9 protein-coding genes and 1 pseudogene are annotated in these 10,954 nt (G+C 67.4%); 7 read left to right on the top strand and 3 right to left on the bottom strand.

Translation table 11 applies throughout. The features are described 5' to 3' along the window. The 4 genes and pseudogenes from MRY84_RS22385 to flhC all read left to right on the top strand — a co-directional run. Positions 1 to 262: pseudogene (locus tag MRY84_RS22385) on the top strand (EamA/RhaT family transporter); the annotation flags it as partial. An 83-nt stretch (positions 263 to 345) separates the two neighbouring features. After that, complete coding sequence (locus tag MRY84_RS22380) at positions 346 to 1,254, top strand: sulfurtransferase (protein WP_291507876.1); 909 nt, start codon at positions 346 to 348, stop codon at positions 1,252 to 1,254. Between the two features lie 415 nt (positions 1,255 to 1,669). Beyond that, positions 1,670 to 1,996 (top strand): flagellar transcriptional regulator FlhD, encoded by a 327-nt coding sequence (flhD, locus tag MRY84_RS22375; RefSeq protein WP_142144307.1) that lies wholly within the window; start codon positions 1,670 to 1,672, stop codon positions 1,994 to 1,996. A 58-nt stretch (positions 1,997 to 2,054) separates the two neighbouring features. Beyond that, complete coding sequence (gene flhC, locus MRY84_RS22370) at positions 2,055 to 2,630, top strand: flagellar transcriptional regulator FlhC (RefSeq protein ID WP_291507875.1); 576 nt, start codon at positions 2,055 to 2,057, stop codon at positions 2,628 to 2,630. 198 nt (positions 2,631 to 2,828) lie between these two features. Here flhC and MRY84_RS22365 read toward each other — a convergent pair whose 3' ends face one another. Then, positions 2,829 to 3,410, bottom strand: coding sequence for a FlgO family outer membrane protein (locus MRY84_RS22365; RefSeq protein ID WP_363317582.1), 582 nt, complete (start codon positions 3,408 to 3,410; stop codon positions 2,829 to 2,831). Next, a complete protein-coding gene (locus tag MRY84_RS22360; protein ID WP_291507874.1) occupies positions 3,407 to 4,144 on the bottom strand; it encodes a hypothetical protein in 738 nt (245 codons plus the stop codon). The genes MRY84_RS22365 and MRY84_RS22360 overlap by 4 nt, the downstream gene beginning before the upstream one ends. 140 nt (positions 4,145 to 4,284) lie before the next feature. On the opposite strand from MRY84_RS22360, the gene MRY84_RS22355 reads away from it, so the two are divergent. Together MRY84_RS22355 and MRY84_RS22350 are read left to right on the top strand one after the other, a co-directional pair. Continuing rightward, positions 4,285 to 5,520, top strand: coding sequence for a spherulation-specific family 4 protein (locus MRY84_RS22355; RefSeq protein ID WP_291507873.1), 1,236 nt, complete (start codon positions 4,285 to 4,287; stop codon positions 5,518 to 5,520). Positions 5,521 to 5,678: 158 nt separating this feature from the next. After that, a complete protein-coding gene (locus MRY84_RS22350) occupies positions 5,679 to 7,055 on the top strand; it encodes an AI-2E family transporter (RefSeq protein WP_291507872.1) in 1,377 nt (458 codons plus the stop codon). 18 nt (positions 7,056 to 7,073) lie between these two features. Here the strand turns inward: MRY84_RS22350 and ppc are convergent, their stop codons facing one another. After that, on the bottom strand, positions 7,074 to 9,863 hold the full coding sequence (ppc, locus tag MRY84_RS22345; RefSeq protein WP_291507871.1) for a phosphoenolpyruvate carboxylase: 2,790 nt from the start codon (positions 9,861 to 9,863) through the stop codon (positions 7,074 to 7,076). Between the two features lie 132 nt (positions 9,864 to 9,995). Between ppc and hemC the strand changes: the two genes are divergently transcribed. After that, complete coding sequence (hemC, locus tag MRY84_RS22340) at positions 9,996 to 10,940, top strand: hydroxymethylbilane synthase (protein WP_291507870.1); 945 nt, start codon at positions 9,996 to 9,998, stop codon at positions 10,938 to 10,940. The last annotated feature ends 14 nt before the right edge of the window (positions 10,941 to 10,954 follow it).

Here is a 10,954-nt window from a genome sequence, read left to right as displayed (position 1 = left end):
GCCCATCGGCATCCTGGCGGCCGGGGGCCAGCTGTGCATGACGCGCGCGTACGCCAGCGCCAAGACGCAGCGCGGCACCTTGGTGGTGGCCAACCTGCAGTATTCGGGCATTGTGTTCGCGGCCATCTACAGCGTGCTGCTGTTTGGCGACGCCATCCCCCCGATCGGCTGGATTGGGATGGTGCTTATCGTGGGCAGCGGCATCGTGGCCACCATCCTGCGCGCTCGCGCAGCGCCGGGGGCACCCGCTGAAGAACATTGATACAAGTCCCTGGCTCCCACCACGCTGCCTGCCGCGGCGGGTGGACACAATAGAGCCCGTTTCCCTACCCACCCGCCACAACGATGACCTACACCACCCTCATATCCGCCTCCGAACTGCAGCAGCTCATCGCCAGCGGCGCGCCGCTGATGGTGTTTGACTGCAGCTTCGAACTCATGCAACCCACGGCTGGTGCCCAGCAATACGAACAGGCACACATCCCCGGCGCCGTTTACGCCAACCTCGACAACCACCTCAGCGCCAAGCACGGCGCCCCCGGCGCGCATGGCACCCTCACCGCACAAGAGGCCGACACCCCGGCGTCGGGCGGCCGCCACCCGCTGCCCAGCCGCGAGCGATTTGCCATGTGGCTTTCGAGCGTGGGCTTTGCCAACAACATGCAGGCCGTGGTGTACGACCGGCAAGGCGCCAACTACTGCGGGCGCCTGTGGTGGATGCTCAAATGGGCCGGCCACGACGCAGTGGCCGTGCTCGACGGCGGCCTGCAAGCCTGGCAGGCTGCGGGCGGCGCCGTGAACAGCGGCGAGGAGCCTGCGCACTTCCAGTCCAATTTCCAACTGGGCGCGCCGCTGCGCCGCCTCGCGACGGTAGGCGACGTGCTGGCGGACCTGGGAAGCCCATCGCAGAACGTGATCGACGCCCGCGCGGGCGCACGCTTTCGCGGCGAAGTGGAGCCTCTGGACCCGGTGGCTGGCCACATTCCCGGCGCGCTCAACCGTCCGTTCGCAGAGAACATCGGCCCAGACGGCCGCTTCAAGCCCGCAGCCGTTTTGCGCGCCGAGTTCGAGCAGTTGCTCGCGGGCCGCGACCCCTCCACCGTGGTGCACCAGTGCGGCAGCGGCGTGAGCGCCGTGCCCAACCTGCTGGCCATGGAGATCGCAGGCCTGGGCCAAACGGCCCTGTTTGCTGGCAGCTGGAGCGAATGGTGCGCGGACCCTGCGCGTCCCGTGGAGAAGGGAACACCCTCCTGAGGCGCTGCGCGGCCATCCCCCCGCTCTCGCGCTACGCACTACGGGCAGGGGGGCGCAGCCCTCGCTGCGGGGCGGCCCTTGCGCGGCTGCACAGGCTGATCTGCGCCACAGTCAGCCTCCGCAAAATGTAAAACCGCAAAAAACACGGTTTTGAAGGCGCTATCAAAACCATGAGCAGATTTGGGCAGAGGGTGCGCACCGCGCCAGCACCACTCTCCGATGGAAAAGCGGGACGACGCCTCATCCGCATGTAAGGCAAATTCCTACACGGCGCGCCGCACAACCAGACACGCGGCACATCCAAACCCCGACTTAATTTTTGATTGGGGCAGTTTCACAATTCATTTCAACGGATCACGCAAACCTGCAGACAGCAGGAAACGCAAGACCCGGAACTGGAAAAAAGGAAGCTGCCATGACCAACGAACAAATCCTCGCTGAAATCCGCGAAGCCAACCTCACCTACCTGATGCTGGCCCAGACCCTGATTCGCCAGGACAAGGCGGAAGCCGTGTTCCGCTTGGGCATGAACGAAGAGGCTGCCGACATTCTCGCATCGCTGTCCGCGGCGCAAGTGATGAAACTGGCCTCCCGCAACACCCTTCTTTGCAGCTTCCGCGTGGACGACAACCTGGTGTGGAGCTTGCTGACCAACCACTCGGCCAAGAAGGTGGGCAACGAAGCCACCAACACGCTGCACGCCAACATCCTGATGGCCAGCCGCGTCTCCGAAGTGCTCTGAGCCGCACGCCCGAGTTCACCAGCACCGTCTTCCAGCCACTTCCTGCCGAAAGCCCGCCATGTCCTCCAGCACCACCACCGCAGCAGCAGCACCTGCCAAGGCCGCCGCCAAGAGCGTCCTGAACGAGTCCAAGCAGATCGAACGCGCCGCGATGCTGATCCAGATGGGCGCCCGCATGCAGGTGCTGGAGTCGGAAACCACGCTGTCGTACGAGCGGCTCATCCGCCTGTACAAGGAGATCGCGGGCAAGTCGCCATCGAAGGGCCAGTTGCCCTTCTCGACCGACTGGTTCCTGACCTGGCAAGAGAACATCCACAGCTCGCTGTTCCTGAACATCTACGAATACCTGTCCAAGGGCGTGGACCTGGATTCGGTGGAACTGCTGACCAAGGCCTACCGCCTGTACAACGAGCAGGTCGCCACGGCCGAGATCGAACCCCTGCTGTCGTTCACCCGCGCGTGGCGCCTGGTGAAATTCGTGGACGCCGGCATGCTCACCCGCACCAAGTGCAGCCAGTGCAGCGGCCAGTTCGTGACCGAGCTCTACGAGAACCGCCACTTCACCTGCGGCCTGTGCAACCCACCCGCCCGCGCCGGCAAGAGCAAGACGGCTGGCGCACTCATGTTGCACTGAGATGGATATCAAAGCATTAGCTTTTTGCACCTACTAAATGGGCGCGCTAGTCTGATTCCCACCCCGACCGAAAAAATGGGCGCTGCACCCGCCAGGGCCGCCGCGCAAGGGCCGCCCCGCCGCGCTGGCGGCGTCCCCCCTTCCCGCGCGTAGCGCGAGAGAAGGGGGAAGCGGCGAAGCCGCTCAGGGGGATGCCATCTATCTTCCTGCCAACAGCGCCCGCACGTTCTCATCCATCGGCACCGCATAGCTGTGCGCGGCCACCACGGTGTTGCCCAGGGGGTTCACCAGCTTCAAGTTGATATAGACCACCGAGTTGGAAGCCGCATACGTCCCCACCACCACGGCCTGCGCATCCTGCGCCTGGCTGACCTCGCGCACTTCGCGCGAGAGCAGCAGTTCGCCCTGGTCGCGCTGCAGCAGCAAGTTTTCGCGCAGCTTCACCTCCGTCACGCGCAGGCCGCGCTGAACCATGCGCGCCGCGATCTGCTCGGAGAACATCCGGCCCAGCCGCGAGGATTCGGTCAGCCGGTCCACATGGACCAGCGTCGCCACCAGCACGGGCTGGCGGGCATCGAGCGGCGCGGTTTGCAGCAGCGCATCCGCGGCGCGTTCGTTCACTTCAATGAGGTTGGTGTGAGACAGGCTGCCCGCTGCGCTGCCGTAGTAGTAGCTGTGCATCGGGCTGGTCGCGCACCCCGCGAGGCCCGCCAAGGCCAGTGCTGCAGTGGCACACCAGAGACGCCGCTTCGCGCTTTTGCGCGGTGAATGCGCGGTCATGGCGCCACCACCCGCCAGGTCTTGACCGGTGTCGCAGGCGGCGGGGCGGGCGGCATTTCGGGCAGGTAGAGCACGGCGTCCGCGCGTTCGATGTAGTAGAGGTCGGCCGTCCCGGCCAGGTAGCGGTCACGCGACTTGAGGCTGGTGGCAATGAGCACCTCGGTGCGCGTTGGGCCGCCCGCTGCGGCACCTTGGGTGTAGAGATGCGCCATGTCCAGCGCCACGCCCGCACCCACACCCAGGGCCGTGGCCACGCCCGGCAGCAGGGTGCGGTCTGAATAGTGCACTGCCCAGTCGCGCCACACGCCCACGCCGGTGCCTAGCACCGTGCCAGCCATGGGCACGGGAAAGCTGCGCGGCGAGCCGGACTCGTGCTGCACCAGTTGCGTCTGCACTTCCAGCTCCACCGCCGTGGGCACGGCAGAAACGGCCACGCCCCGGTTCAGCAGATGCACCTTGAGCAGCTTGAGGAAGCCCCGGTTGAAGCTCGAGTTGTCCGCCACCGTCACATGGATCGGGTAGTCGCCCTCGGGCCAGGTGGCGATTTTTTCGGCCACTCGGCCGGCGACGTCGCCAGCCAGCACGTCCCAGTGGTGCACGGCGCGCGCCTTCTTCTGGCCGGTGGCCGGGTAGTTGTCTGCGCGCGGCACGTCCAGCGTGCCGCAGCCCGCCAGCAGCGCCGCTGCCACCAGCAGGGCCGACAGGGCGGGTATGCGGAAGTTGGGTGATGACATGCGGCCCATGGTATCGGCGCCGGCTTGGCGCAATCGCCGCAACAGCGCCGTTTTTCCCGTCCAAAGCCGCGGATTCGGCCCTTGGCCCTGCGCACGGCAGCGTTCACAATCTGCGCACAGTTCTCAATCCCGTGACCACCATGCGCACCACACTCCAGAAACACCGCCTCGTGTCCCTGATGGCCTTGACCGCCGCGCTGGCGGGCTGCGGTGGCTCCACCGACAAAACCACGGCGCCGGCTCCCTCGCCCACGCCGCCCACCGGGCAGATCAGCCTGCAGTTCAACGAGCCCGAGAACAACGTGCTGGAGCCGGGTGCCTCCGAGCCCTTGGCGGCCACAGTCAATGTCAACGGCAGCGCCGCGCCCAACGGCACCGTGGCCACCTTCACCGTCAACCCGGCGGCGGCGGCCACGCTGGCGCCCGTGGCCCCCACCACGGTCTCCGGCACGGCCAGCACCACGCTCACCGTGAGCAGCCTGCCGCCCAGCGCCACGTTTCAGGTGAGCGCCCTGGCCACCAGCAGCGCCAGCACCGCGGGCGACACCCTCACCTACTACGTGCGCCCCGCGCACAAGAAGCTGCAGGTGCTGGTGCCTGCCTACTTCGACGCCAGCGCCGACCCATCGCCCTGGGCCACCCTGACCAGCGGGGCCGCCAGCTATCCCGACGTGCAGATCACCGCCATCGCCAACCAGAGCAATGGCATCCTCACCGCCACGTCCGAAGTCGATGACGACCTGACCAAGGCCCTTACAGACTTCAGGGCTGTGGCCAACACCACCAACAAGGTGATCGGCTACGTGGCCACCAGCAGCGCCACCGGCGCCCTCTCGGTCGCCGACGTCAAAGCCACCATCAACAACTACATCCGCCTCTACCCCGGGATGCTCGACGGCTTCTTCCTGGACGGCATGGCCACCGACAGCGCGCGGCTCGCGTACTTCCAGGAGATCTACAACTACGCCAAGGCCCTCACCACCGGCATGAGCACCGCCGCCACCCCGCCGGGCGCGCCCACCGTCATCGGCAACCCAGGCACCTACCCCGTGGCCGCCTACGCAGGCGTGGCCGACACCCTGGTCACCTATGCAGGCAACGCGGTGGCCTACCAGGGCATCGATCCGCAGCCCGCGAGCACCTGGGTCTACGCCAAAGACAACACGGCCCAGGCCATGCTGGTGCACACCGCCAGCACCTGCACCGACATGCAGACCGCCGTCAAGAACGCCAACCGCCCGCGCATGAACACCGGCATGGTGTACGCCACCAACCTCGCCATTGGCGCATCGTGGTCGGCACTGCCCACCTACTGGACGCAGCTGCTGGGTACCGTGGACGCACTCAACAAGCAGCGCCCCCTGCCGCTGTGCTGACGGGACCGCATCGGCCTTTCTCCGCACCTCGGAACCCCGCAACATTCAATCCTGTGCGGGCTCCGCGCTGATGCGATGAGTTCTGGCTCACCTCCGCGCTCGGCGGCCAACGCTGCGCGCCTACACCGCACCTTGCGTCGTCCGCGCACAATCTGCGCATGACCACCGAGCCCACCATTACAACAACGCCCTCCGATCCGGCGCCCGAAGCGGCGCCGCCCCGCGCCAGCGAAGAGGCGCCCGCCCCCACCGCGGCCGCTTCGCCTTCACCAGCGTCTGCCGAGCCGCCCGGCGTGGCGACGCCAGCACACGCAAGGATTGCAGCCTCGCCAACGCCCGCCAGCGCCAAGCCCCCTGCCCCCGCGGCAGCCCCAGTCCACATCGCCGCCAGCGAAGAAACCCCGCCAGCCCTGCCTTCCAGCCCCTTCAACGGCCCGCTCATGCTCCACATGCCCGTGGACGTGCGCAATCTTTCGCTCGCCCTGCTCACGCTGTTTGCCAGCGTGGCCCTGCTGCACTGGGCCAGCGCCGTGTTCATTCCCATCATGATCAGCCTGCTGCTGACCACCGCCCTGCGCCCCGCCGTGGAAATCCTGTGGCGCTGGCATGTGCCGCGCTGGCTGGGCGCCGGCGTGCTGCTCATCGCCATCGTCGGCGGCATGGCCACGGCCGCCTGGTCGCTGAGCGACGGCGCGGTGCAGCTGCTGGACTCGCTGCCCGTGGCCGCCAAGAAGGTTCGCGACAACCTGAAAGCCCGCAGCGGCAGCGCCAGCCCCATCGACACCGTGCAAAAGGCCGCCGCCCACATCGAGCAGGCCGCCAACGACAACACCACCCAGAACCCGCCCCGCCGCGGCGTGCAGCGCGTGGTGGTCGAGCGCCCGCCCTTCAACGTGCGCGACTACCTCTGGAGCGGCACCATGGGTCTCATGTCCGCCCTCGGGCAGTTCACCGTGGTGATCTTCCTCACCTACTTCGCGCTGGCCTCGGGCAACCTGTTCCGCAACAAACTGCTGCGCATCGCGGGCACCAGCCTGGAGCGGCGCAAGGTCACCATCCACGTGCTGGAAGACATCACCAACAACATCCAGCGCTACCTGCTCGTACAGGTGTTCACCAGCATCCTGGTCGGCGTGGCCACCGGCGCGGCCTACTGGGCCCTGGGCCTGCAAAACGCTGCCGTGTGGGGCGTGGCGGCGGGCGTGCTCAACCTGGCGCCCTACATCGGCTCGGCGCTCGTCACCGGCGCCTCCGCCCTGGTCGCCTTCCTGCAGTTCGGCACCCTGGACATGGCCCTGGCCATCGGCGGCGCGTCACTGGCCATCCACACCGTGGTCGGCAACCTGCTCACCCCCTGGCTCACCAGCCGCACCAGCCACATGAGCCCCGTCGCCGTGTTTGTAAGCGTGCTGGTCTGGGGCTGGCTCTGGGGCCTGTGGGGCCTGCTGCTGGGCATCCCGGTCATGATGGCCGTGAAGGCGGTGTGCGACCGGGTGGAGGATTTGAAGGCGGTGGGGGAGTTGCTCGGGGATTGAGCCACCCCCACCCAACGCTCAACCCGTATTGCGCAGCCCCGCCGCGATACCGTTGATCGAGATGTGAATCCCTGTCTGCACCCGCTCGTCCCCCTGCCCCGCGCGCCAGCGGCGCACCAGCTCCACCTGCAGGTGGTGCAGCGGGTCGATGTACGGAAAGCGGTGCTTGATGGAACGTGCCAGCGCGGCGTTGTGGGCCAGGCGCTGCTTGTCGCCGGTGATGCGGGTGAGCGCGTCGGCCGTGCGGTGCCACTCGGCCTCGATGCTCGTGAATACCTTCTTGCGCAGGCGGGCGTCGGTAACGAGTTCGCTGTAGCGTGAGGCCAGGGCCAGGTCGCTCTTGGCCAGCACCATGTCCATGTTGGACAACAGGGTGCGGAAGAACGGCCATTGCCGGTACATCTTCTGCAACAGGGCCAGCTGGGCCTTGGGGTCCTTGCCTTCGGTGTTGATGAAGGCCTCCACCGCCGAGCCGAAACCGAACCAACCCGGCAGCGTGAGGCGGCACTGGCCCCAACTGAAGCCCCAGGGGATGGCGCGCAGGTCCTCGATCTTCTGGCTGGCCTTGCGGCTGGCGGGGCGGGAGCCGATGTTCAGCTCGGCAATCTCGCGGATGGGGGTGGAGTTGAAGAAATAGTCGGTAAAGCCCGGCGTCTCGTACACCAGCGCGCGGTAGCTGCCCATGCTGGCGAGCGACAACTGCGCGGCGGCGTCCAGAAACGCCTTGGTCGCGGGCTTGGTGGGTTGCAGCAGCGTGGCTTCCAGCGTGGCGGCGACCAGGGTTTCCAGGTTGCGCCGGCCGATTTCGGGGTTGGCGTATTTCGATGCGATGACCTCGCCCTGCTCCGTCAGGCGGATCTGGCCGCGCACGGTGCCGGGGGGCTGCGCCAGGATGGCCTGGTAGCTGGGGCCGCCGCCGCGGCCGACCGTGCCGCCCCGGCCGTGGAACATGCGCAGCTGGATGCCGTGGCTCGTGGCCAGCTCATCGAACAATTCCACCAGCGCAATTTCGGCGCGGTACAGCTCCCAGTTGCTGGTGAAGATGCCGCCGTCCTTGTTGCTGTCGCTGTAGCCCAGCATGATGTCCTGCTCGCCGCCGCTGCGCTGCACGAGCGCTGCCACGCCCGGCAGGCTGTAGAACTCGCGCATGATGGGCGCGGCATTGCGCAGGTCTTCGATGGTTTCGAACAGCGGCACCACGATGAGGTGGTTCCTGGATTCGGCATCGAGCGTGCCGCTCATCAGGCCCACTTCCTTTTGCAGGAGCAGCACTTCCAGCAAATCGCTCACCGTTTCGGTGTGGCTGATGATGTAGTGGCGGATGGCCTCGTGGCCGAAGCGCTCGCGCATCACGCGGGCGGTTTCGAAGATGGCCAGCTCGCCCTGCGTGTGGGCGGAATACTCGGCGCCCACCACGCGCAATGGGCGCGCGTCGTTCAGCAGCTTGATCAGCAGCGCGCGCTTGGCGGCTTCTTGCAGTCCCGCATAGTTCGGCTCGATGCGTGCCTTGGCCAGCAGCTCGGCCACCACTTCCTCGTGCTTGTCGGAGCTTTGGCGCAGGTCCACCGTGGCCAGGTGGAAGCCAAACACCTGCACGGCACGGATCAGCGGGTGGAGGCGCTCTTGCGCCAGGGCTTCGCCATGGTGCGACTTGAGAGAGGCTTCAATCACACGCAGGTCGGCCAGGAACTCTTCGGCGCTGGCATAGGCGTTTTGCGGAGCCACGGCGTGGCGGGCGGCCTCGCCGCCGGTCAGCTCCTTCAGCGAGGCGGCCAGGCGGGCATAGATGCCAGTGAGTGCGCGGCGGTAAGGCTCATCCACACGGTGTTCGCTGGTGTCGGGCGAACGCTCGGCCAGGGCCTCCATCTCGGCCGACACCTGCACGAGGCGAGCGGACAGCGACAGCTCGCCGCCCAGGTAGTGCACTTCCGTCAGGTAGTGGCGCAGGGCCACCTCGGCCTGGCGGCTCAAGGCGTAGCGCAGTGTCTGCGCGGTGACGTTGGGGTTGCCGTCTCGGTCGCCGCCGATCCATTGGCCCATGCGCAGGAAGCTGTGCACGGGGTACTGGCCCAGCTCGGTTTCCAGGTCGCAATAGATCTTGGGGATCTCGCGCAGGAAGGTGGCTTCGTAGTACGACAGCGCGTTCTCGATCTCGTCGGCCACGGTGAGCTTGCTGTAGCGCAAAAGGCGCGTTTGCCACAGCTGGGCCACGCGGGCGCGCAGCTGCGCCTCGTTGGCGGCCAGCTCGCGCGGGGTGAGCGCGTCCTTGGCGCTGTTGTAGAGCTGGGCGCGCACCTGGATGTCGTCGCGCGCGGCGAGCAGCTGGGCGATGTCGCGCTCGGCATCCAGGATGCTCTTGCGCTGCACCTCGGTGGGGTGGGCCGTGAGCACGGGGGCGACGTAGCTGCCCGCCAGCGTCTGCGAGATGGTCTTGGGTGCTATGCCGGCCCAGCGCAGGCGCGAGAGGGCGACCTCAATGCTGCCCTCTTGCGTGTCGCCCGCGCGCTCGTGGACGGCGCGGCGGCGGATGTGGTGGCGGTCTTCGGCCAGATTGGCCAAGTGGCTGAAGTAGGTGAAGGCGCGGATCACACTCACCGTCTGGTCCCCCGACAGGGACTTGAGCAGCTTCTTGAGGGCGCGGTCGGCTTCCTGGTCGGCGTCGCGGCGAAAGGCGACTGAGAGCTTGCGCACCTGCTCCACCAGCTCGTACGCTGCCACGCCCTCCTGTTCTCGGATCACGTCGCCCAAAATGCGGCCGAGCAGGCGGATGTCGTCGATCAGGGGCTGGTCCTTGTCGGATCGTTTCATGGTGCGTGAGTCTCCGGAGGTGGATAAAGTGGCATGGCGCCGCGTACCCCTGCTCCCCCAGGGCGCACCAGCCCCAGTGCGGGCGCATGCTAGCATCGCCCGCCCCCGAAAGATTACAAACAGGTTACGAACTTGACCGCCTCGAACACACCACCACGCATCGTCATCGCCACCCGCGAAAGCCGCTTGGCGCTGTGGCAGGCCGAACATGTGAAAGCGCTGCTGCAGGCGCGCGGCCACACGGTGGCGCTGCTGGGCATGACCACGCAGGGCGACCAGATCCTGGACCGTTCGCTGTCCAAGGTGGGCGGCAAGGGCCTGTTCGTGAAAGAGCTGGAAGTGGCGCTGGAAGAAGGCCGCGCCGACGTCGCCGTGCACTCGCTCAAGGACGTGCCGATGGAGCTGCCCGAGGGCTTTGCGCTGGCCTGCGTGATGGAACGCGAGGATCCGCGCGACGCGTTCGTTTCGCCCAAGTTTGCCAGCATCGACGCCCTGCCCCAGGGCGCGGTGGTGGGCACGTCAAGCCTGCGCCGTCAAGTGCTTCTGCAGGCCCTGCGGCCGGATTTGAAGATCGAACCCTTGCGCGGCAACCTCGACACGCGCCTGCGCAAGCTGGACGAAGGCCAGTACGACGCCATCGTGCTCGCGGCCGCAGGGCTGAAGCGGCTGGGGCTCGCGTCCCGCATCCGCGCCACGTTTGACGCCACGGCCATGCTGCCAGCGGCCGGCCAGGGCGCGCTGGGCATTGAAGTGCGCAGCAATCGGCATGACCTGATTGACGCGCTGGCGCCTCTGGCGCACCAGCCCACCTGGCTCACCGTGGCCGCCGAGCGCGCGGTGAGCCGCGCCATGGGCGGCAGTTGCTCGATGCCGCTGGCGGCGCACGGCCTGCTGGACGACGACGGCACGTTGCAGCTGGACGCCGCCTGGGGCGACCCCGAGGGCCAGGCCCCGCTGGTACGCGCACAGGCCCAGGCCCCCGTCAGCACGCTGGCGCAGGCCGAGGCGCTGGGCAACGCGGTGGCCGAACGCCTGCGTGCCGGCGGCGCCCGCGGCGTGAGCCCCGCAGGCCACTAGCCTGCAGCCAGCCG

The organism is Acidovorax sp., assembly GCF_022763525.1.
Classification (GTDB): domain Bacteria; phylum Pseudomonadota; class Gammaproteobacteria; order Burkholderiales; family Burkholderiaceae_C; genus Acidovorax.
This window is presented reverse-complemented; position numbering and strand designations above follow the sequence as displayed.